Source organism: Streptomyces sp. NPDC001933, assembly GCF_042890955.1.
In the GTDB taxonomy this organism is placed as follows: Bacteria; Actinomycetota; Actinomycetes; order Streptomycetales; family Streptomycetaceae; genus Streptomyces.
This window is the reverse complement of record NZ_JBIASS010000005.1, coordinates 159,006-179,802: the sequence shown is the minus strand read 5'-3', so window position 1 is coordinate 179,802 and position 20,797 is coordinate 159,006. Positions and strand designations below refer to the sequence as shown.

Here is a 20,797-nt window from a genome sequence, read left to right as displayed (position 1 = left end):
TGCGGGGCGCGGCCGGTCCTCCCGGCCGCGCCCCGCACCGATGCCGGCGCCCAGGTGTCGCCGCTCAGTCGCGGTCCACCTCTTCTCGCAGCACCTTCTTGCTCGTCGCGTCGATGTCGTAGGTCGTCTTGCTCCAGTCCTTCGGAGAGATGACGTCGACGGACCAGACGGTCGCGCCCTGGTCGGTGTCATCGAGTTCGACGGAACTCACTGTGCCCTTCGTGCGGTCGGTCGCGACCGTGGCGGCCTGCTGGGGCGTCACCTCGGCCTTGCCGAGGAGAGCGGCGAGCTGACGCTTGTCGTCGGCGTCCTCGTCGGCGTCGGCCTGCGGCTTCTCCGCCTTCCCGGAGACCGCGTCCACGCGCACGGTGAACTCGCTGCCGTCCGCCTTGGCGACGTCCGCGTCCCACCACGGCGTACCGTTCGCGGCACTCTGCAGCTCGACCGAGACCGGCTTGGAGTCGGGTACGGCATCCGTCGCGGTGGTCAGTGCCTTGTCGTAGAAGACCTTGACCTTGGGGACGAGGGCCTTGCGCTCGGCCTGGTCGTCGGTGAGCTTGTCGCCGGGGCTCGTCGAGGCGTGGTCACCGCTCGCCGTTTTCGACGGTGCGGCTGCGGCGGCGGCCGCCGCAGCGGAGGCGGTGGGCGTCGAGCCGGAGGTCTTCTTGCTTCCGCTGTCGGCATCGTCGCTGCCGCAGCCGGTCACCAGGCCGCCCACCGCAGCGACCGCACACAGAAGCCCGGCAGCACGCAGCCTGTGCGACGCACGGTAACGCCGAGTGAGAGAAGAGCTGCATTCAGTGTCCATGGGTTCAAGTTAGGCAGTGCTGCCCGGGAACGCATTCCGAACCGGCGCGATCGGTTCAGGCACCGGCCGCCCACTCCCGCCACGGACCGTGACCCGGCGGACCGCGACCCGGTGAACGGCGATCCGGTGAACGACGACGCGGCGGACCGCGACGTGGTCGCGCACGACGTCAAAGATCCAAGAACCGGGGAGAAAACCCTTCCCGACCCAACCCCACCCGACCTGACCCGATCCCGTGCCCGCGCCCGTCACTCGCGTACCGCCGCGCCCGTCGCTTCCCAGGCCGCAGGTCCACGACCTCGACCGCCATCGCACGGCCCTCGATCTCCTGGCGGACCTGCGACGCCACGAACCCCGGCTGCTGCTCGGCGAGGCGGACATCCACCGGCTGGCCCCCGCCGTCGCCGCATGGCTCGAACGCGACGCTCACCCCCGATGCCGTACGCCGCACCCTCGTCGCCGACCTGCCCGGATCGCTGACACGTCCGGCGGGCCTCATCGCCCACCGCCTCACCACACTCCTGCCGCCACCCCTGCCCACCGCCGCCCCGGCTGAGGAAGCCGCGCCGCGCCACGACCCCCTGCAGAACTGTGACGGCTGCGACCGGGCCTTCCGGGCTCCGGAACCGGGCCACTGCCGCCAGTGCCGAACCGGCCTTGAGGAGGCCGCCTAGCATGAACGTGACGACCCTTGCCCCCGGGCGCAGACGAGGAGCGCACGCCATGGCCAACGTCCCGGACCACGTACAGCGGGACTCGGCCCACTACCGGGCCATGCGCAACATCGTCGAGCAGATGCAGGACGACGCTCCCGGAAAGTTCGAGATCACCCGAGAAGGAATCGTCCACGACATGTTGGCGCCCGCCGGACTCCACGAACTGACAGCACTCCGTGTGCGGAAGCGCCTGGAGAAGGTGATGCCGGAAGAGCTGGTGGCCCACACCGGGACTCCCGACGTGGAGAACGCGGCTCAGGGCATCATGCGGCACCCCGATGTCATGGTGATCGCCGAGGCCGACATGGAGATCGACTGCTCCTTCGATGCCCGTACGCTCATCGCCGCCGTCGAAATCGTCTCCCGGTCCAATCCGGACAACGACTGGGTGAGCAAGCTGCGGGACTACCCACTGCTCGGCGTCCCCATCTACGCGATCTTCGATCCCCGTACGGGCACGGGTGCCGTCCTCTCCGAGATCCACGAGACGCCGGAAGGCCCGCGTTACGCGATCCGCAAGGACTTCGTGTACGGCGAGGACGTCACCATCGGCGAGTGGACGATCTCGACCGACGGGCTGCCGCTGTACGGCTGACGCCCGTGCGTCTGCCGGTGCACGCCGGGCGCCCGTGCGGCCTCAGCCCCGGCGTGCCACCCTCTTCGCGATCTTCCGTGCGTCCAGGGCCAGTTCGCGCAGCATGCCGCTGATCGGGTTGGTGAAGCCGGTGAAGTACAGACCGGGGGCCTGCTTGGGGGTGCGGGCGCCGTGGACCACCGGCCGGCCCCGGGCGTCCAGTACGTCGAGATGGCCGACCAGGCCCTCCAGGGCACGCCGGTAGCCGGTCGCCGCGATCACCGCGTCCGGGGTGATCCGCTCGCCGTCGGCCAGTACCACCGCGTCCCCGTCGAACGACTCGACGGCCGCCACCGGTACCACCCGGCCGCGCTTCACCGCGTCGATCAGTCCCACGTCCTGCACCGGGATCGCGCCGTCCTTGACCCGTGAGTACAGACCGGTGTCCGGGCGGGGGAGGCCCTGCGCGGAGAGGTCGGGCACGGCGGCCCTGGCCATCAGGCGCCCGGCCCGGTCGACCAGCCGGACCGGCAGCCTGCGTACCAGGATGCCGGTCAACTGCGCGGGCCAGCCCGCCGTCGAGCGGCGCACGATGTGCGGCACGGCGCGCACGGCGATCCGGACCCGCGACGCCCCGCCCTCGACCAGATCGACGGCGATCTCCGCGCCCGTGTTTCCGATGCCGACGACCAGGACGTCCTTGCCCGCGTACGGGGCGGGGTTGCGGTAGTCGCAGGCGTGGACCAACTCGCCGGTGAAGGTGTCGAGGCCGGGCCAGTCGGGGACGCGCGGGGTGTGATTGAAGCCGGTGGCGACGACGACCGCCCGGCCGGTCAGCACCCGTCCGCCGGTCGCGGTCAGCTGCCAGTCCTTGCCGTCCGGGGCGCGGTCGATCCGGGACACCTCGACGCCCGTCACCACCTCCAGCTCATGGTGCTCGGCGTACTTGTCCAGATAGCGCACCACGTCGTCCCGGGACACCCAGCGCCCGAACCGGCGCGGCATCGCGAGCCCCGGCAGCGCGGACCGGCTCCGGGTCGTGTGGAGGTGCAGCCGGTCGTAGTGGCGGCGCCAGGACGCGCCCACAGTCCCGGACTTCTCCAGCACGACCGCCCGTACGCCCTGCTCGCGCAGGGCTGCCGCGGCTGCGAGACCGCCCGGACCACCGCCGACCACGTAGACGGGGCGGCCCTCGGTGAGGCCGGTGGGGGCCGATATGGGGATACCGGCGGTAAGTGCGCTGTCGGACATGGTTCGGAGCGTAATCGCGCACCCGGTTGATGGGTCTCGGTCAAGACCGGAATCGATTGCGAATTGATCACGGGTGCACGCCTTCTGTTCGAGGTTCGCCCGTCTCTTGCCCACTCCTTGCGCACCTCTTGCGCGAGTCGCCCGCCATCAGGTGAACTGACGTACCGTCAGATGCAGTGAGCGGAGGCCCCATGCAGACGATCTGGCTCGGCGGAGCCGAGTGGCTCGCCGTACTCCGGATAGGCCTCGGCCTGTGGTGGCTGGAGAGCTGGCGGCACAAGGACAAGAAGGGCTGGTTCGAGCGCGGAACAGGCATCGCCTGGGCCGCGGACGTCGCGGGCAAGCACCGCTGGCCGGCCGTACGCACCGGATTCCAGAAGATCGTGGCCCCGCGCCCCAAGGTCATGGCGTACGTCGTCGTGTACGCCGAACTCGCCCTGGGACTCGGCCTGGTCGTCGGATTCCTCACCCCCGTCGCACTGGTCGCGGGGCTCCTCCTCAACCTGCTCTATCTGGTGCTGATGATCCACGACTGGGCCGAGCAGGGGCAGAACGCGATGATGGCGCTCATATCGCTCGTCGCGCTGTTCGCGATGGCCTGGCAGACCTGGTCCCTCGACAACGCGATCGGACTCTTCCTGTGACCGCGGCCGCCGTACGTTTCGACCTTCCCGAGCCCGATGCCTTCACCCGCCCGTACTGGGACGCCGCCGCCCGGGGGCAGTTGCTGCTGCGCCGCTGCCACGACTGCGGGCGCGCGCACCACTACCCGCGCGAGTTCTGCCCGAACTGCTGGAGCGAGGACTGCGCCTGGGAGCGGGCGAGCGGGGACGCCACGCTCTACACCTGGTCCGTCGTCCACCGGAACGACCTGCCGCCGTTCGGCGCCCGCGTCCCGTACGTCGCCGCCGTGGTCGACCTGGCGGAGGGGCCGCGGATGATGACGGAGGTCGTGGGGTGCGAGGAGTCCGCGCTCGCCATCGGCATGGCGCTGAGGGTGACTTTCCGGCAGGAGGAAGGGGAGGAGGCCGTTCCGGTCTTCCGCCCCGGGGACTGCTGAGCGCGCTTCGCCGGACGGGCCCGTTCTACTTCTTCCGCTGCGCGGGGCCGAGAGCGGGTGGCCACTGGTCGACCTCCGGGAGGCCGGCATCGCCGTCCTTCCACCCGGGGTCGTAGGCGCAGGGCATGGAGGCGCCGCCGGTGAAGTACTCCCGGTCCGGGTACCAGATGAAGGACATCCGCTCGTTCCCGTCGTCCCGCTTGACGTACAGGTCCCAGGACTTGCTCTTCCCGCCCTCGCGGTAGGACGAGACCTCCCAGCCGTCGTCCTTGAGTTGCCGGTGCAGTCGGCGGAGGCCGGAGACGGCCTGGTCCGCGGGCACGTGGTCCAGCGCCCAGCTGTGGCTCATCCGGTAGGCGCCGTCGACGGTCTTGTCCTCCAGCCCGAGCAGACCCCCGTCGTAGCAGTAGCCGGAGCTCAGCGTGTTCTCCGTGCTGACGCCGATCTTCTCGACCCCCGGCTGCACGGTGCGCTCGAACCCCATGAGGCCGTACACCTCCTGGGAGCGCTGGAAGGCACGGTCCGCCATCTTCTCGGGCGCGACCCTGGGGGTGTCCGTCGACCCCGAAAGGGCCCCTGCGAGCAGGACGACCAGAACGACGACGGGGACGACGAGAAGCGCGACGCAGCCGCATCCGAGGGCCCCGAAAACGGAAGAGGGGGACTTGGATCCCGCCCCGGCCGTGGCGGGGCCGGGAGCGGGGGTGGCGTCGGTGGGTGAGGTCTCGTCGGGCATACGGGGGACGGTATGCCCTCGGCGGAGGGCGCCGGATGGGCGCGGTCACCCGCAAGGAGTAGGTATGCGTACTCAGTTGATCCGCACCGGGACGCCGGTGCGGATCGGCGCGACTCAGGGCTCGATGCTGCGCAGCTTGCGCCGTTCGCGGAAGTTCGGGTGGCGTACGACCACACCGCCCATGCCGCAGGAGCCCGTCAGCCGCAGGAGCGGGGCGCCGGGGGTCCGTGCGTCGCTGGTCTTGTCCTTCAGACCGCCGATCCCCAGGTCCAGACTGTCGGTGTGTACGGTCCAGCCCTCCGGGATCACGATCTTCACCCCGGCCACATCGCCGCGCACTTCCAGTGAGATCTCGCGCAGCCGGCACTCGGCGCGGGTGAAGTCGATCCGGACGCCGCCGATGCCGCCCTGGGCGCGTATCACCGGGGGAACCTTCCAGACGCCCGAGCGCGTCGCGCCGTGCATGCCGCCTTTGAGGACCAGCGGTTCACCGGTGGCCACCTCGATGGGGACCAGGTCCTCGGTGAGGGGCGCGAGTTCGGCGTAGGTCTTGGCGGAGAGCGCCGCCCCGAGCCGGGTGTCCAGCTCGTCCATGTCGATGCGGCCCTCGGCCGCCGCCTCGCGCAACTGCTCGACCACCGCCTCGCGATCGGCATCCGAAGCGCGCATACGGGCGGCGGAACGGGCGGGCTCAGCAGTCATGGAAGCGATGATACGGGCGGGTGCCGCGCCGGGCCTCCCCGTCCCTTCCCCACTCCTTCCCCACTCCTTTCCCTCGCTTTCCCACGGTCTCTTCTCTGCCCGCGTCACAGCCCCGGCGCCCCCCACACCGGGAACCACCGGGCCAGGTCCTCCTCCACCCGCAGGTCGTCGCCGAGCACCGCTCTGACCTGCAACTCCAGCTGGTTGTCCCGCCTCTCCACACCACCGGGCAGGGGTGCGAACGGGTAGAACGTGCCGCGCTTGTAGAGGTAGACCAGGGCCAGCGGGCGGTCCCGCGCATCGCGGAAGCCGATCAGGGAGCAGAGCAGGTGCGGGCCGAACCCGCCGTCCTGGAGCAGGGTGTTGACCGCGTGCAGGTCGTTGACCAGGGCGGCGGTGTCATCGGCCGGGCGGCGGGAGAGCAGCCAGGTGTAGCCGTACGCGTCCTGGCTGAACTCCACCGGGATTCCGCCGCGGCCGGTGTCGGCGTCGAGGAGTTCTCGTACGTCCTGCTGGACGCGGGCGAAGGTGCCGCCCTCGACCTCCGCGAAACAGACCGATCCGAAACCGGTCGGTGTGAAGCCCGCGCCCGCCTGGAGGGTGAGGGCGGCGGAGGGTACGGCGAAGAGCTGGTCGAGGTCGGGGCGGACCGGCTTGCTGCGGCCGAGGATGGTGTCGAGAAGACCCATGGGGCGTTCCTCCGGGCGTCGCTTCGGGTGCCGTATCGGCGTCGCATCGGGCGTTGCTCACGGACGGGCGAGGTCGGCGGAGATGCGGGCCAGCTGGTCGAGGCGCTGTTCGAGGGTCGGGTGGGAGGAGAGCAGCCGGCTCAGGCTCTCCTTGGAGGAGAACGCGGGGACGAAGTAGAAGGCGTTGTACGGCTCCGCCTTGCGCAGGTCCTCGGTCGGGATACGGGCCATCTGGCCGCTCACCTTCGTGAGGGCGGAGGCGAGCGCGGAGGGGCGACCGGTGAGCAGGGCGGCGGTGCGGTCGGCGGAGAGCTCGCGGTAGCGGGAGAGCAGCCGGGTCAGCAGGAAGCTCAGGGCGTACACGACCGCGCTGACCAGCGGGATCAGCATGATCGCGATGCCGACTGGGTCATTGCTGCGGCTGTTGCGGGAGAGCCCGCCCCACAGGGCGACGCGGGTGATGACGCCGGCGAGCACGCCGAGGAACGAGGCGATCGTCATGACGGCGACATCGCGGTGCGCGACGTGCGACATCTCGTGCGCGAGCACACCCTCCAGCTCCGGGGGATCGAGTCTGCGCAGCAGACCGGTGGTGGCGCAGACGAGGGCGGTCTTCTCGCTGCGGCCCGTCGCGAAGGCGTTCGGTACGTCGCTCCGGGCGATCGCCACGCGTGGTTTCGGCATGTCGGCAAGGGCGCAGATCCGGTCGACGGCACCGTGCAGCTCGGGCGCCTCCTCCGGGGTGACCTCACGGGCGCCCATGCTGAACGCCGCGATGCGGTCGCTGAACCAGAACTGCGCGATGAACATGCCACCGACGAGGATCAGAATGATCGGCCAGGCGCCGCGCAGCACGGCGAGCAGCACGCCCACGAGCACCACGTACAGCAGGCCGATCAGGAACATGGTGCCGACCATGCGTGTGGTCAGCCCGCTGTCGGGGGCGTAACGGGAACGGGGATGCGCGCCGGCACGGGAAAGGGTTCGGCTCATTTTCGCCTCCAGTCCGCCTGATGCCTTCCATATTGCTCCTTTCGAAAGGAGCACGGAGGCGATCGGGTGGCTCGAAATGCCCACCCGGTCAGGCGGGCGGAGAATGGATCTTCCCGAGGACATTTGGCCGAACATCACCTAGACCCATTAGGTGCCCGAGGCATCTAGTGGCGGGAGATCGACAGGATTCCCCCCTCTCTTTGCGAGGTCCGCAATGGCAGATGCCGAGACCGTCTCCTTTCCGCAGAACCGCACCTGTCCCTACAACCCGCCGACGGGATATCGCGAGCACCGGGGGCAGCGGCCCGTGTCTCCCGCCGAACTCTTCGACGGCCGCATGGTGTGGCTGGTGACCGGGCACGCCGAGGCGCGTTCGCTCCTGGTGGACCAGAGGCTCTCGTCCGACCGGGAGAACCCCGCGTTCCCGTTCTTCGCCGAGCGGCTGGCCGCGAGCACCCTGCGCCGCGTCGAACTGCTCGGGGTCGACGACCCGGAGCACAACGCCCAGCGCCGGATGCTGATCCCGAGCTTCACGGTCAAGCGGACGGCCGCGCTCCGGCCGCAGATCCAGGAGACCGTGGACCGGCTGCTCGACGCGATGGCCGAGCAGGGCCCGCCGACCGATCTGGTCGACGCCTTCGCCCTGCCCGTACCGTCCATGGTCATCTGCGCCCTGCTCGGGGTGCCCTACGAGGACCATGAGTTCTTCGAGGCGCAGTCGCGCAAGCTGCTCCGCGGTCCGGCGGCCGCGGATGTCGAGGCGGCGCGGGACGAGCTGGACGACTACTTCCGGGTGCTGATCGAGCAGAAGCGGGCCGCCCCGGGCGAAGGGCTGCTGGACGAGCTCATCGTCAAGCAGCTGGAGACCGGGGGTGTGGACCACGACGAGCTGGTCCGGCTGGCCCAGATCCTGCTCGTCGCCGGGCACGAGACGACCGCGAACATGATCTCGCTCGGTACGTTCACACTGCTCCAGCATCCCGATCAGCTGGCCCGGATGCGTGAGTCCGAGGGGCTGATGGGTTCGGCGGTCGAGGAACTGCTTCGCTTCCTGTCCATCGCCGACGGGATTTCCCGGGTGGCCGTCGAGGACATCGAGATCGGCGGGGTGACCATTCACGCGGGGGACGGTGTCATCCTGACCACGGCGGTGATCAACCGGGACGAGGCCGTTTATCCGTCACCGGACGAGCTGGACCTCGGCCGGAACGCGCGCAATCACGTCGCTTTCGGGTTCGGAATCCATCAGTGCCTGGGCCAGAATCTGGCACGGGCCGAGCTGGAGATCGCGCTGCCCGCGCTTTTCGACCGCCTTCCCGGTCTGCGGCTCGCGGTACCCGCGGAAGAAATCCCGTTCAAGCCCGGTGACACCATTCAGGGGCTGCTCGAACTGCCCGTGACCTGGTGATCGAAACGTGTTGATCGAAACATGCTGATCGGAACATGGTGATCGGAATGCGAGCGGAAGGATCTGCCGGAATGCGGATCAGTATCGACAAGGACCGGTGCATCGGTGCGGGCCAGTGCGCGCTCACCGCGCCGAAGGTTTTCACCCAGGACGACGACGGGTTCAGCGAACTGCTGCCCGGCTACGAGGAGGCCCTCGACGGTGCCACGGTGAAGGAGGCCGTCCGGGTCTGCCCGGTGCAGGCGATCGCCCTGGACTGACGGACCGCCGCCCGTGCCCGTGCGGCAGGTACCGCACGGGTACGGCGTGCGCGGGCCGGGCCGGCATGGGTACGGGCGGGGCGCGGGCCTCACGGCCAGAGCAGCTCCCGGGTCCAGGCCGCGTCGTTCCCGGCCGCGTCCTGCCTGCGGTAGCGCAGCCGTACGTGCCGGCGCGCCGCGTCGCCCTGGAAGAACTCGACCTCCCGGGCCTCGGCCACGTACCGGGTCCAGCTCGTCACCTCCGCGTCCGGCTCGGCCCGTGCCCGTTCCCAGGCGGCGTCGGCGGTGCGGGTCAGCTCCTCCAGCGAGCCCAGCACCTCGCTCTGCGACCCGGTCAGCGCGGATGCGAGCGCGCCGGTCGAGCGGGCGTGCAGATCGGCCAGGCTCTCGTCGGGTGCGCAAGCGGTGACCGGCCCCCGCACCCGTACCTGGCGGCCCTGCACCGGCCAGTAGAAGCCGAGCGCCGCATACGGCCGGGCGGCGAGCTGGCGGCCCTTCGCACTGGTGCGATGGGTGGCGAAGTGCCAGCCGCGCTCGTCCGCGTCGTGCAGCATCACCGTCCGCACATCGGGGCGGCCCTCGGCGTCCACGGTGGCCAGCGACATGGTGTGCGGCTCCACCTGCCCGGCGTCCACCGCCTCGGCGAACCAGCTGCGGAAGAGAGGGAGCGGGTCCGGGGGCGCGGCGGCCGGGTCGAAGCCGGGGAGCTCCACGTCCCAGACGCGCTGGGCATGGAGGAGGTCCAGGAAGCTCTGGTGTGCGTCGGTCATGCCCCCATTGCAGCGCACAGCACCGTACGGGGCGGACGAGACGATCGCTGTAGCGCAGCGGGACACGCAGGGCTACCCTGGTGGCATGAAGACCATCACCCAGCGCGAGTTCCGGAACAACTCCGCCGAAGTCATGAACGCCGTGGAGGCGGGCGAGGTCTTTCACATCACCCGCAACGGAATAGAGGTCGCCGAACTGCGGCCGCTGACCCGGAAACGGCAGCTGAGCTCCGAAGAGCTGGTTGCCAGGCACCGCCGGCTGCCCCGTGTGGACGGCGAGCAGATGCGCCGCGAGGCCGATGCGCTCTTCGGAGCCGAGGACCGGGTCGGGGACGACGACCCGTGGGAGCGCGAGCGTGGCTGAACGACATGCCGTGGGCGTGCTCGACACCTGCACGTACATCGACCTCGATCTGCTGCGTGCCGAGGATCTGCCGGTCCTCCCGGCGCTCACCGCCGTGACGATGGCCGAGCTCCAGCAGGGTGTGGCGATGGCCCGGGATCCCGGCGTGCGGGTGGCCCGGATGGAGAAACTCGGCGCCGCGGTCGCCGACTTCGAGCCGCTTCCCTTCGACGGCGACGCCGCCGCCCGTTATGGGAGCCTGGTGGCGCTGGTGATCGCCGCCCGGCGTGATCCCCGGCCCCGGCGCATGGACCTGATGATCGCGTCCATCGCCTCGGTCAGGGGGCTGCCGCTCTACACGCGCAACGCGGCCGACTTCAAGGGGCTGGAGGGCGCGCTCACCGTCGTCCCGGTGTGACCGCCCCGGCCGCGGAGCTGCACCCTCACCCCCGCCCCAGCACCACCGTCCCCGAGGAGCAGAACCAGCCGCCCGTGCCCGAGGCCACCGCCAGTTCCGGTAGCCGGCCGCCGGCCTTGCGCACCTGGCGTTCGCCCGCCTCGCCGCGGAGCTGGCGTACCGCCTCCACCAGCAGGAACAGCCCGCGCATCCCGGGGTGGCAGGCGGACAGGCCGCCGCCGTCGGTGTTCACCGGGAGCTCGCCGGTCAGCCCGGTCCGGCCCTTCTCCACGAACGCGCCGCCCTCGCCCTTCGCGCAGAAACCCAGGTCCTCCAGCGTCACCAGGGTCATGTAGGTGAACGCGTCGTAGATCTCGGCGAGGTCGATGTCCGAGGGCCGCACCCCGGCCCGCTCGAACGCCAGCCGGCCCGAGACCGCCGCCGGGGAGACCGTGAAGTCGTCCCACTCCGACATGGTGGAGTGCGAGACGTGCTCGCCCGTGCCGAGGATCCACACCGGCGCCTTCGCCGTGTCCGGTACGTACTCCTCGGCGGCCAGCAGCACCGCGCAGCCGCCGTCGCTGCGGATGCAGCAGTGCAGTTTGGTGAACGGGTCCGCGATCATCGGCCCCGACAGCACGTCGTCCACCGTGACCGGGTCCCGGAACATCGCGTCCGGGTTGGCCGCCGCGTTCGCCCGCGCCTGGACCGCGACCTCGGCGAGCTGCTCCAGGGTCGTCCCGTACTCGTGCATGTGGCGGCGGGCGGCCATCGCGTACTTGGCGATCAGCGAATGCCCGTAGGGCACTTCGAACTGGAGCGGGCCGCGCGCACCGAAGGAGAGGTTGGAGGTCCGCCGGCCCGCCTTGATGTCCGCGCGCGCCGTCGACCCGTACACCAGCAGCACGGCGTTGGCGCGTCCCGCCGCGATGGCTTCCGCCGCGTGGGCCGCCATCACCTCCCAGGTCGAGCCGCCGACCGAGGTGGAGTCCACCCAGGTGGGCTTCAGGCCCAGGTACTCGGCGACCTCGACCGGGGCGAGCGTGCCGAGTCCGGCGGAGGCGAAACCGTCGACGACGGACCTCTCCAGCCCCGAATCGGCCAGCGCCCGGCGGGCGGCCTGGGCGTGCAGGGCGTACGGCGTGGCCGTGTCGACGCGCCCGCAGTCGGCGAGGGATATGCCGACGACAGCGACCTTGCGGTGGGAAGAAGGCATGAATCTGACGGTACATCAGATCTGCGTGACGGGGGACCGTCCGGCGGGGTGGGGATCTTCCGGCTCCCTCCCGTGCGCGACTCTGGGCATCTGGTGAATTCGCCCCTAGCATGACGCACCGTCAGATCGGAGGCCGGAGGCCTCCGAGGGGAAGGAGTCCGACGATGGATGCCGCCTTCACCGCGGAACAGGACGAGATCCGCCGCACCTTGCGCGAACTGCTCGCCGAACACTGCGCACCCGACGACGTCAGGAGCGCCGTACGGACCGCCGACGGGTACGACGCGGCCCTGTGGCGAAGGCTCGCCCAGGACCTCGGGCTGCCCGGACTCGCGCTCCCGCAGGAGTACGGGGGCGTCGGCTGCGGCCTCACCGAGCTCGCCGTCGCCTGCGAGGAGACCGGCCGCGCCCTGCTGCCCTCGCCGCTGATCGCCACCGCCGTGCTCGCCGCGCCCCTGATCGCCGCCCTCGGCACCGACGCCCAGCGCACCGCCCTGCTGCCCCGCATCGCGGCCGGTGAACTGACCGCGACCCTGGCCGTTCCCGGCGGCTCGCTCGCCACCGCCCTCGGCCTCACCGGCGACCCCACCGACGGCTCCTGGGCGGGCGGCGGCCGGGCGGGCGGCGTGCAGGCCAGGCCGGGCGCCGGGGACGGGGGCTGGCGGCTGTACGGGGAGGCCGCGCAGGTCCTCGACGGGCACAGCGCCGAACTGCTCCTGGTCGCGGCCCACGCCGGGGGCTTCCCGCGCAGCCGCACGCTCCTCTTCCTGGTCCGCCCGGACACGGCGGCCGGAGTCGTCCGCGCCCGCCGGACCTCGCTCGACGAGACCCGCCCGCTGGCCCGGATCGAACTCCGCGACACCGAGGCCGAACTCCTCGGCGCCGACGACACCGCCGACGTGACCGGCGCACTCGCCTCGGCCGGACACCCGGTCGCCGCGCTGCTCGCCGCCCAGGCGGTGGGGGCGGCGGGCAGCGCGCTGGAGCGGACGGTCGAGTACGTCAAGGCGCGCGAGCAGTTCGGCCGGGCGATCGGCTCCTTCCAGGCCGTGAAGCACCGCCTGGCGGATCTCTACGTACAGGTGCAGGCGGCCCGTTCCGCCGCGTACTACGCGGCCTGGGACCCGGCCGATGCCGGGGGGCTCGCCCTGGCCCAGGCCCTGGAGGCGCTCCGGATCACCACCGCCGAGGCCGTCCAGCTGCACGGCGGACTCGGCTTCACCTGGGAGCACGAGGCGCACCTGTACTTCAAACGGGCCGCCGCCGACGAACTGCTCTTCGGCCCCGTCCACCGGCTCCGGGACCACGCGGCGCAGCTGGCCGGGCTGTTCGCGGGACCGGCCCCGTCCGCCCCGGCCGGCCCGTCCGCTCCGGCCGCCTCGTCCGAGCGGGTGGCGGTCTGATGGCGCCCGGCATCCGGCTGATCCAGAAGGTCTCCTCCACCCGCGCGTTCGCGAAGGTCGCCCCGCATGTCGTGCCCGCCATGGACCGTGCGGTGCACCGGCTCACGCGCGGCAAGGTGCTGCTCAGCTCCCGGATGCTGCCGGGGCTGATCCTGACGGTGCCGGGGGCGCGGAGCGGGCAGCTCAGAACCACTCCGCTGGCCTGTATGCCCGAGAAGGGGACGGAGCAGAGCTGGATCCTGGTCGGCAGCAACTTCGGCCGTACGGGGCATCCGGCCTGGACCGCGAATCTGCTGGCCGGTCCCGACAAGGCGGTCGTCAACTGGCAGGGGCGGGAAGTTCCGGTGCGCGCCACGCTGCTGGAGGGCGAGGAACGGGAAGAGGTGTGGCGGGCGGCGCTGAAGTTCTGGCCGCCGTACGCGACTTACCAGGCGCGGGTGGAGCGGGAGATCCGGCTCTTCAGGCTGCGCGAGAGGGGTGACGCCGCGCCCTGATGCCGGGGGTACCGGTGGGTACCGGCAGTGGGGGAAGGTCCGGGCGTCGTGAGAACGGTCCGGGTGCACCGACGGCGGACCACATGCGTGGCCCGCCGTCGGTGAGACAGGACCTGGGGCGCCCGGGACGGCCGCGCGAAACCCGGTGGGGGAGGGGCCGTCGGCGCCTGTGCTACCTCGTGGGCTTCCTTCCGGTGATGCCCAGGTGCACCAACAGGGCGAGGTTCGGCTTGAGTTCGGCCTGCTTCACACCCCAGGTCGTGAAGCCCTTCTGGTGCGAGGCGACGGCGGCCAGCATCGCGACCAGCGAGCCCGCCATCGCGGCGGCGCTGACCTCCTTGTCGACCTTGCCCTTGGCCTGGAGCTCCTTCACCGAGTCGGTGAGCGAGTTGGTGACCGAGTTCAGGATCTTCATGCGGATCTTGTAGAACCGCTTGTCGCCCTCGGCCGCACCGAGGTCGACCACGCGCAGGATCGCGTCGTGATGCCGCCAGAAGTCGAGGAATCCCTCGACGAGTTCCTCGGCCGTCTGCCAGCCGGCCTTGCCGACCCAGGAGCGGCCGGCGACCAGTTCGGTCAGCCCGGCGCCCTCCTTGGCCATTTCCTCGGCGATTTCGAGGACGGCGCCCTCGACGTCGGGGAAGTATTGGTAGAAGGTCGCGGGTGAAGTCCCCGCCTTCCGGGCGACGTCGATGACTTTGACGTCCCGGTACGGCGAGGAGCTGAGCATCTCGCTGAGGCAGTCGAGCAGCTTCTGCCGCGTCGCCTGTCCGCGTCGACCGGCCACGCGGCCGTCGACGGTGCGCACTTGTCCTGTCATGCCGTCAGCTTACCGAGGGGTGATCCGAGCGCGATTCGGCCGACTGCAAATGGGGATCACCGCAGGCACGGCGGGGGGAGTGGCCGGATTTCGACGCATGCGCCCCACAGAGCGATAAGTCTTATCAACAGCCTGTGGATAACTTCCGTGGATAACTTTCCGTGATGCCGCGGGCATGGAACGCTTCCATCGAGATTCTTCGAAAACGAGTTCGATATTGAGGGGTCGGGGCGCGGTGCGAGCGATGCGTGGTTACGTTTGCTGTGACGAGTGTCACTGTCACGACCCGTGAACGACGCGGGATCACGGAAGGACCCGGGCCCATGGCCGCATTCGCGCGATCTGCGCCGTGCTGGGTGGATGTGCAGCTGCCCGATCTGGAAGCGGGCAAGCGCTTCTACGGCGAGCTGTTCGGCTGGACCTTCCGGGCCGGTGAAGGGCCGCACGGTGAAGGGCCGTACGGCGAAGGGCGGTACGCGGACGCCTACAGCGGCGGCAAGCTCGTCGCCGCGCTCGCCGCCAAGAAGGACGGCCGGATGCCCACCGCCTGGGGGATCTACTTCTCCACCGACGACATCGCCGCGTCCGTCGCCCGGATCAGGGAGGCGGGCGGCCAGGTGATCACCGAGCCGGTCCGGGCCGGCCGGGCCGGGGTGCTCGCCCAGGCGGCCGATCCCGGCGGAGCGGTCTTCGGACTCTGGCAGGCCGGTGACCGCGAGGGATTCCAGAAGCAGAACGAACCCGGCTCCTTCTGCTGGACCGAGGTCTGCACCCGGCAGAAGGACCGGGTGGACGCCTTCTACGAGGAGGTCTTCGGCTTCCAGGGCACCGACCTTCCCCAGGGCACCGACCTCTCCGAAGGTGCCGACCTCTCCCGGGGCGCCGACCTCGACGGCTCCGGCGTAGCACCTGACGACTCCGGCGAATCCGGCGCGGACGAGGCGGAGCCGTCGGGCTTCCGTATGTGGTCCCCGGCGGGCACCGAGCCCGGTCCGGACACCGCGGTCGGCGGCCGCAGCGTCATCACCGACGCGTTCCCGGCGGAGTTGCCCAGTTACTTCCTCAGCTACTTCGCCGTCGAGGACTGCAACCGCGCCGCCGGGAACGCCGTACGCCTCGGCGGCCGCATCTCCGCACCGCCCTTCGACATCCCGTACGGGCGGATGGCCGTCCTCCAGGACGATCAGGGCGCCGTGTTCGCCGTACTTCAGCCCCCTGTGTCCGAGAACGGGGCAGAGTGAGCTGTGACACCCCGATCCGCCCCCGGGTTCGCAACCAGGGCCTCAGCCAGGAAGAATCGGGGGTGCGCACCGCCGGGTGGTGCCCAGTGGTGAGACGCCGTACAGGGCGGGTTTTCGCGGGCTTCTGTTCCTGAGGCTCGTACGGGGAGGTGGCAGGGCAAGTGGTGGAGCAGCTGACGCAGCACGACCCGAGGCGGATCGGCCCGTTCGAGGTGCTGGGACGGCTCGGTGCCGGCGGCATGGGGCTGGTCTATCTCGCCCGCTCGGCTTCGGGCCGGCGCGTGGCGATCAAGACGGTCCGTACGGAGCTCGCCGAGGACCAGTTGTTCCGGGTCCGGTTCACGCGCGAGGTGGAGGCCGCCCGCGCAGTCAGCGGCTTCTACACGGCGGCGGTGGTGGACGCGGACCCGCGCGCGGCCGTGCCGTGGCTGGCCACCGCCTATGTGCCGGCCCCCTCGCTGGAAGAGATAGTGAGCGAGTGCGGGCCCATGCCCGTCCAGGCGGTGCGCTGGCTGGCCGCCGGTATCGCCGAGGCGCTCCAGTCGATCCACGGCGCGGGTCTGGTCCACCGCGACATGAAGCCGTCGAACGTGCTCGTCGTCGAGGACGGCCCCCGGGTGATCGACTTCGGGATCGCGTCCGGGGTCTCCAACACCCGGCTGACCATGACCAACGTCGCCGTCGGCACGCCCGCCTACATGTCGCCGGAGCAGGCCAGGGACTCCCGCAGCGTCACCGGCGCCAGCGACATCTTCTCGCTCGGCTCCACCCTCGTCTTCGCCGCCACCGGCCACGCGCCCTTCCACGGCGCCAACCCCGTCGAGACGGTCTTCATGCTGCTGCGCGAGGGCCCCGACCTGGAGGGCCTGCCCGGCGAGCTGCGGCCGCTGATCGAGTCCTGCATGCAGATGGACGCCGGACTGCGGCCCACCCCCGCCGACCTCCAGGCCCAGCTCGCCCCGCACCTCTTCGCCTCCGGCAGCGACGACAGCGGCACCGCCTCGGCCTGGCTGCCGACCTCCGCCACCGCGATGATCGAGCAGCGCCGCGGTGGCCGCAGGCCCGTGGGACCCGGCCCGGTCCAGCCGCCGGGCCCGCCGCCCGGACCGCCGCCGGGCGTCGACCCCGGCTGGCGCGCCAACACCGATCCGCGCCCGCAGGTTTCCGATCCGCGCCCCCAGACACCCGACCCTCGCCCGCAGGCCCCCGAACCGGTGCCCGCGTCCGACGCGGGCGGTCCGGTGCGGCTGCCCGGCGCGAAGGTGCCGATCGGCCCCGGCCCGCGGGCCCAGGACGTACGGGCCACCGCCACGGCCACCGCGGACGCGGGCCCCGCGACCGGCTGGGTGCGCCCGCCCGCCGGAGTGAACGGCTCCGCCCCGCCCGTGCCCGCCGTGCCCGTGCCCGGCCCCGCGCAGCCGCCGGAGCCGCCGCCGGGCCCGGACCGCTGGCGGCCCTGGCGGTTCCGGATGTCCAACGACGTCTGGGGGACACCTGTCGTCGCCGGGGACCTCCTCTACGTCACGTCCTTCGAGGTGCACGCCCTGGACGTGGGCAACGGGCGGCGCCAGTTCAAGACCCGCGACGTGGCCTGGGCGATGGCCGTCGAGGGCGGCCGCATCCACGCCTCCGACGGGCCGTCCCTGTACGCCCTGGACGCGACCACCGGCGCCGAGCAGTGGCGGCTCCAGACGGACGCCTGGGTGTACTCCCTCAAGGCCGACCGCGGCACCGTCGTCACCGGCACCCGGGGCGGCGGCGTCCAGGCGTGGGAGGCGTCCACCGGCGAGAAGCTGTGGGAGAGCGGCGGCGTCCAGACCGACTTCGAGACGGCGGAGGCCGGGCCCGCGATCCACGACGGCACGGTCTACCTCTGGCAGGACGCCCGGCTGCGCGCCGTCGACTCCCGTACCGGCATCGAGCGCTGGTCGTACCCCATCGGCGACGCCGCCTCCTGCGGCGGGGTGCCGGTCCGGGTGACCGCGGCGCCGGACGGCTTCGTCTACGTCAGCGCGGGGGCCCGGGTCCTCGCCGTGGAGACCGTGTCCGGCCATGTGCGCTGGCACTTCGAGTCGCCCGCGGTCTTCCTCTCCCCGCCCGCGTTCGCGCCGGGCCCCGCCGTCACCGGCGGCGGGGTGTACCTCGCCGACTACCTCGGCACGGTGTACGCGATCGACGCCTCGACCGGCAAGGACCGCTGGCGCATCGCCACGGAGGCCCGCCAGTCGATCGAACCGGTGCTGGTGACGGCCGGGAACGTCCATGTCGGCAGCGGCAGCGCGCTGTACACGCTCGACGCGGTCACCGGCACCCCGAAGTGGCGGTTCGCGGCGGGCGGCGAGGTGGTGGGTGCCCCGGTGGTCGCCGACGGCCGGGTCCACTTCGGCTCCGCCGACCACGTCCTGTACACCCTGGACGCGGCGGGCGGGCAGCTCCGCTGGAAGCTGGCGACCGGCGGCGAGATCACGGGTTCGCCGGTGGCGCAGGGCGGTGTCGTGTACGCGTGCAGCAAGGACCGCTGCGTGTACGCGCTGGACGCGCTGAAGGGAACGGGCACGGGCAGCCGGGCCAGGGCGTAGCGCACCGAGATCCGGCCCGTCCGGGACGTGGGCCGGGCCGCAGCGAAACCCGGCCCGTCCGGGACCAGGCCGGGACGCGGACCGGGCCGCGGCGAAACCCGGCCCGTCCGGCGTTTGAGGACGGAACCCCGGGCCCGGAGGGCCTCAGCCGTTCGGGCGCCCGTCCGCATCCGGGGCCTTGTCCGGGGCCTCGTCCGGCGCGACGGGATACGGGGCCGTGTCCCGGCCGCCCGTGGCAGGGCCCGGGCCCGGACCGTGCCGTTCCGCCGGATCGGGCCCCGTGTACAGCTCCGGCTCGGGCTCCGGCAGGGTGCTCGTCTGCACGGACGGCCCCGGCTCCTGCGTCGGCGGCCAGGTGTCCGGGTGCTCCGAGCCGGGCGCCGTGTACGTCTGGTCGCGCCGCTTGCGGGCGAGCCGGCGTCCGGCCCCGTGCCGCCCCGGCATCACCGCCGCGCCCAACAGCAGCAGCACCCCGCCCGCCGCGGCCTCGGCCACGCCCCACCCCAGCCCGGAACCGTCGCCCGCGATCGCCAGACTGCCCACCCACTCCCCCTGGCGCACCATCCACAGCACGGTGAACCCGAGCACCACCACACCCGCCGCCGCCACCAGCAGCCGAGACCGCAGCACCACACCGGCCACCGTCAGCAGCGCGGCGAAGAGAAATGCGAGCAGGATCGAGTCCAGCGGTCCGGACCGGCTCGCGCTGATTCCGGAGAACAGCTCCGCGACCCGGTAATCACGCCCGGGGCGACCGTCGTACCAGTCACGGAAGGGGCTCAGCACGGCGGCCGCCGCTCCGACGAGAGCGAGCACAGAGCCGAGGACGTTGCGGATCATCATCGGCCTCCTGCGTGCCACGGACCGGCGTCACAGCTCTGCACCGCTCTAGGCCTCGACGCTACGCCCGGCCCTTCCCCCTCGCACCTTGCGCTAGCGTGACGCACGGTCGTTCGACAACTGCAGAGACGGACAACAACACAAGGGGGGCTGCATCGATGATGCGGCGGCACATAAAGCTTTCCGCGGTACTGGTCGTGGTGGTGCTCGCACTCACCGGCTTCTCGACCTCCAGCCACGGCGGCCGCAGCGGAAAGAGCAAGAGCAGCGGGTCGAGCAGCGGCGGCGGCTGCTCCAACTCCAAGAAGAGCAACAACGGTTACAACAGCAGCGACTACGACGACGATGACTACGACTCGTCGAGCAGCTCCTCCGGCTCCACCGACTACGGCACCCCGACACCGACCGCCACGGCGTCCGACGGGCCCCAGGCGTACGTCGTCCGCTGCGCCCAGCCCCGCAAGGGCAAGCGCAAGGCCGTCACCACCTCCACCGTGAGGCTCACCGCCGACGCCGGTGCCACCGGCTCGCACACCTACGAGGTCGATGTGACCTTCCTCGACGCACGCGGCAACACCGTCGACACCGGTGACGCGACCGTGGACGCCGAGGGCGGCGAGACCAAGACCGTCACCGTGCGGATGGACAACCCGCGCAAGGTCTCCAAGGTGAAGAACTGCCGCGTGGACGCCGAGCTGAGCTACTGACCCTCCGTCAGGCCCGTCAGCGCGTCCGGAACTCGCCCGCGCCCCGCCCCCGGAACAGTTCGGCCTGCCGCTCCGGCGGCAGATTGCCGAGTGCGACGAGGTGCGGGGCGTGGGCCATGGCCTGCGCCCTGGCCGCCTCCCGCGCGGACCACACCGCCCGTACCGTCCCCTGCACCGCCCCGGTCGGGTACGAGGCGATCACGGCCGCCGCCCGCAGCGCCGCGTCCACCGCGCCGCCGGGCGCCGTCAACTCGCTGACCAGGCCGGTCTCGTACGCGCGGCGGGCCGAGACCCGTTCCGCCGTCCCCATCAGTGACATCCGGGCCACCTCGCCGAACGGCATCCGCTGCGCCATCGAGATCGCCTCGAACGCGCTGACCATGCCGTACGTCGTGTGCGGGTCGAAGAACGTCGCCTCCTCGGACGCGATCACGAACTCCGACTCGCCCAGCAGATAGAACGCCCCGCCGCAGGCCATCCCCTCCACGGCCGCGATCACCGGCTTCCACAGGTCGTTCGCCTTCGGCCCGATCGCGAGCAGCGGATCGTCGATCGTGTACGGGGACGAGGGCTGCGGCACGTCCACGCCCCGGTCGATCCCGGTGCAGAAGGCCCGGCCGCCCGCACCGGTGAGGACCACCGCCCGAACCCCGCCGTCGAAGCGGAACGCCCGCCAGGCGGCCGCCAGTTCGGCGGCCGTGGCCAGGTCGATCGCGTTGTGCTTCGCGGGCCGGTCGAGGGTGACGAGCGCGACCCCGGTCTCCTTGTCCGTCTCCGTGCGCAGCGCCAT

General features: G+C 71.5%; 23 protein-coding genes. 12 read left to right on the top strand and 11 right to left on the bottom strand.

All coding sequences use genetic code 11. The features are described from left to right. Positions 1-64: 64 nt before the first annotated feature. The gene (locus ACFYY7_RS14560) at positions 65-718 is read right to left on the bottom strand and encodes a PepSY domain-containing protein (protein WP_388661466.1); all 654 of its coding nucleotides are present in this window, start codon (positions 716-718) and stop codon (positions 65-67) included. Positions 719-1,531: 813 nt separating this feature from the next. On the opposite strand from ACFYY7_RS14560, the gene ACFYY7_RS14555 reads away from it, so the two are divergent. Further along, positions 1,532-2,119 carry a Uma2 family endonuclease gene (locus ACFYY7_RS14555; protein ID WP_388662003.1) on the top strand — a complete coding sequence of 196 codons (588 nt, stop codon included), beginning with the start codon at positions 1,532-1,534 and terminating at the stop codon, positions 2,117-2,119. A gap of 42 nt (positions 2,120-2,161) precedes the next feature. On the opposite strand, the gene ACFYY7_RS14550 is transcribed toward ACFYY7_RS14555, so the two are convergent. After that, positions 2,162-3,349, bottom strand: coding sequence for a flavin-containing monooxygenase (locus tag ACFYY7_RS14550; protein WP_388661463.1), 1,188 nt, complete (start codon positions 3,347-3,349; stop codon positions 2,162-2,164). Positions 3,350-3,540: 191 nt separating this feature from the next. On the opposite strand from ACFYY7_RS14550, the gene ACFYY7_RS14545 reads away from it, so the two are divergent. Continuing rightward, a complete protein-coding gene (locus tag ACFYY7_RS14545; RefSeq protein ID WP_388661460.1) occupies positions 3,541-3,993 on the top strand; it encodes a DoxX family membrane protein in 453 nt (150 codons plus the stop codon). Then, positions 3,990-4,409 carry a Zn-ribbon domain-containing OB-fold protein gene (locus tag ACFYY7_RS14540; RefSeq protein WP_388661457.1) on the top strand — a complete coding sequence of 140 codons (420 nt, stop codon included), beginning with the start codon at positions 3,990-3,992 and terminating at the stop codon, positions 4,407-4,409. The genes ACFYY7_RS14545 and ACFYY7_RS14540 overlap by 4 nt, the downstream gene beginning before the upstream one ends. A 25-nt stretch (positions 4,410-4,434) precedes the next feature. Here the strand turns inward: ACFYY7_RS14540 and ACFYY7_RS14535 are convergent, their stop codons facing one another. The 4 genes from ACFYY7_RS14535 to htpX form a co-directional block, all read right to left on the bottom strand. Beyond that, entirely contained in the window at positions 4,435-5,145 is a 711-nt protein-coding gene (locus ACFYY7_RS14535; protein WP_388661455.1) for a hypothetical protein, read from the bottom strand. A gap of 114 nt (positions 5,146-5,259) precedes the next feature. Further along, positions 5,260-5,847 carry a DUF1707 domain-containing protein gene (locus tag ACFYY7_RS14530; RefSeq protein WP_388661452.1) on the bottom strand — a complete coding sequence of 196 codons (588 nt, stop codon included), beginning with the start codon at positions 5,845-5,847 and terminating at the stop codon, positions 5,260-5,262. A gap of 104 nt (positions 5,848-5,951) precedes the next feature. Next, positions 5,952-6,536 (bottom strand): hypothetical protein, encoded by a 585-nt coding sequence (locus tag ACFYY7_RS14525; RefSeq protein WP_388661449.1) that lies wholly within the window; start codon positions 6,534-6,536, stop codon positions 5,952-5,954. 57 nt (positions 6,537-6,593) lie between these two features. Continuing rightward, entirely contained in the window at positions 6,594-7,529 is a 936-nt protein-coding gene (htpX, locus tag ACFYY7_RS14520) for a zinc metalloprotease HtpX (RefSeq protein ID WP_388661446.1), read from the bottom strand. 214 nt (positions 7,530-7,743) lie between these two features. Here htpX and ACFYY7_RS14515 point away from each other — a divergent pair, with 214 nt between their 5' ends. Together ACFYY7_RS14515 and ACFYY7_RS14510 are read left to right on the top strand one after the other, a co-directional pair. Beyond that, positions 7,744-8,937, top strand: a complete 1,194-nt coding sequence (locus ACFYY7_RS14515) for a cytochrome P450 (RefSeq protein ID WP_388661443.1) — start codon at positions 7,744-7,746, stop codon at positions 8,935-8,937. A 71-nt stretch (positions 8,938-9,008) separates the two neighbouring features. Beyond that, entirely contained in the window at positions 9,009-9,197 is a 189-nt protein-coding gene (locus ACFYY7_RS14510; RefSeq protein ID WP_388661440.1) for a ferredoxin, read from the top strand. Positions 9,198-9,286: 89 nt separating this feature from the next. On the opposite strand, the gene ACFYY7_RS14505 is transcribed toward ACFYY7_RS14510, so the two are convergent. Then, positions 9,287-9,967 (bottom strand): pyridoxal 5'-phosphate synthase, encoded by a 681-nt coding sequence (locus tag ACFYY7_RS14505; RefSeq protein ID WP_388661437.1) that lies wholly within the window; start codon positions 9,965-9,967, stop codon positions 9,287-9,289. 85 nt (positions 9,968-10,052) lie between these two features. Between ACFYY7_RS14505 and ACFYY7_RS14500 the strand changes: the two genes are divergently transcribed. After that, the gene (locus ACFYY7_RS14500) at positions 10,053-10,331 is read left to right on the top strand and encodes a type II toxin-antitoxin system Phd/YefM family antitoxin (RefSeq protein ID WP_376421088.1); all 279 of its coding nucleotides are present in this window, start codon (positions 10,053-10,055) and stop codon (positions 10,329-10,331) included. After that, on the top strand, positions 10,324-10,728 hold the full coding sequence (locus ACFYY7_RS14495) for a type II toxin-antitoxin system VapC family toxin (protein ID WP_388661434.1): 405 nt from the start codon (positions 10,324-10,326) through the stop codon (positions 10,726-10,728). Before ACFYY7_RS14500 ends, ACFYY7_RS14495 begins: the two co-directional genes overlap by 8 nt. A gap of 25 nt (positions 10,729-10,753) precedes the next feature. On the opposite strand, the gene ACFYY7_RS14490 is transcribed toward ACFYY7_RS14495, so the two are convergent. Next, positions 10,754-11,923, bottom strand: coding sequence for an acetyl-CoA acetyltransferase (locus tag ACFYY7_RS14490; protein ID WP_351263044.1), 1,170 nt, complete (start codon positions 11,921-11,923; stop codon positions 10,754-10,756). Between the two features lie 164 nt (positions 11,924-12,087). Between ACFYY7_RS14490 and ACFYY7_RS14485 the strand changes: the two genes are divergently transcribed. Together ACFYY7_RS14485 and ACFYY7_RS14480 are read left to right on the top strand one after the other, a co-directional pair. Beyond that, complete coding sequence (locus tag ACFYY7_RS14485; RefSeq protein ID WP_388661431.1) at positions 12,088-13,326, top strand: acyl-CoA dehydrogenase family protein; 1,239 nt, start codon at positions 12,088-12,090, stop codon at positions 13,324-13,326. Then, entirely contained in the window at positions 13,326-13,820 is a 495-nt protein-coding gene (locus ACFYY7_RS14480) for a nitroreductase/quinone reductase family protein (protein ID WP_388661428.1), read from the top strand. Before ACFYY7_RS14485 ends, ACFYY7_RS14480 begins: the two co-directional genes overlap by 1 nt. 172 nt (positions 13,821-13,992) lie before the next feature. On the opposite strand, the gene ACFYY7_RS14475 is transcribed toward ACFYY7_RS14480, so the two are convergent. Further along, the gene (locus tag ACFYY7_RS14475) at positions 13,993-14,640 is read right to left on the bottom strand and encodes a TetR family transcriptional regulator (RefSeq protein WP_072485663.1); all 648 of its coding nucleotides are present in this window, start codon (positions 14,638-14,640) and stop codon (positions 13,993-13,995) included. Between the two features lie 323 nt (positions 14,641-14,963). On the opposite strand from ACFYY7_RS14475, the gene ACFYY7_RS14470 reads away from it, so the two are divergent. Together ACFYY7_RS14470 and ACFYY7_RS14465 are read left to right on the top strand one after the other, a co-directional pair. Next, entirely contained in the window at positions 14,964-15,881 is a 918-nt protein-coding gene (locus ACFYY7_RS14470; protein ID WP_388661424.1) for a VOC family protein, read from the top strand. A 161-nt stretch (positions 15,882-16,042) separates the two neighbouring features. After that, positions 16,043-18,460, top strand: a complete 2,418-nt coding sequence (locus ACFYY7_RS14465; RefSeq protein WP_388661421.1) for a PQQ-binding-like beta-propeller repeat protein — start codon at positions 16,043-16,045, stop codon at positions 18,458-18,460. Between the two features lie 144 nt (positions 18,461-18,604). Here ACFYY7_RS14465 and ACFYY7_RS14460 read toward each other — a convergent pair whose 3' ends face one another. After that, positions 18,605-19,300, bottom strand: coding sequence for a hypothetical protein (locus ACFYY7_RS14460; RefSeq protein ID WP_388661418.1), 696 nt, complete (start codon positions 19,298-19,300; stop codon positions 18,605-18,607). A 158-nt stretch (positions 19,301-19,458) separates the two neighbouring features. Here ACFYY7_RS14460 and ACFYY7_RS14455 point away from each other — a divergent pair, with 158 nt between their 5' ends. Beyond that, complete coding sequence (locus ACFYY7_RS14455; protein WP_388661415.1) at positions 19,459-20,007, top strand: hypothetical protein; 549 nt, start codon at positions 19,459-19,461, stop codon at positions 20,005-20,007. A 16-nt stretch (positions 20,008-20,023) separates the two neighbouring features. On the opposite strand, the gene ACFYY7_RS14450 is transcribed toward ACFYY7_RS14455, so the two are convergent. Further along, complete coding sequence (locus ACFYY7_RS14450; protein WP_388661412.1) at positions 20,024-20,797, bottom strand: enoyl-CoA hydratase/isomerase family protein; 774 nt, start codon at positions 20,795-20,797, stop codon at positions 20,024-20,026.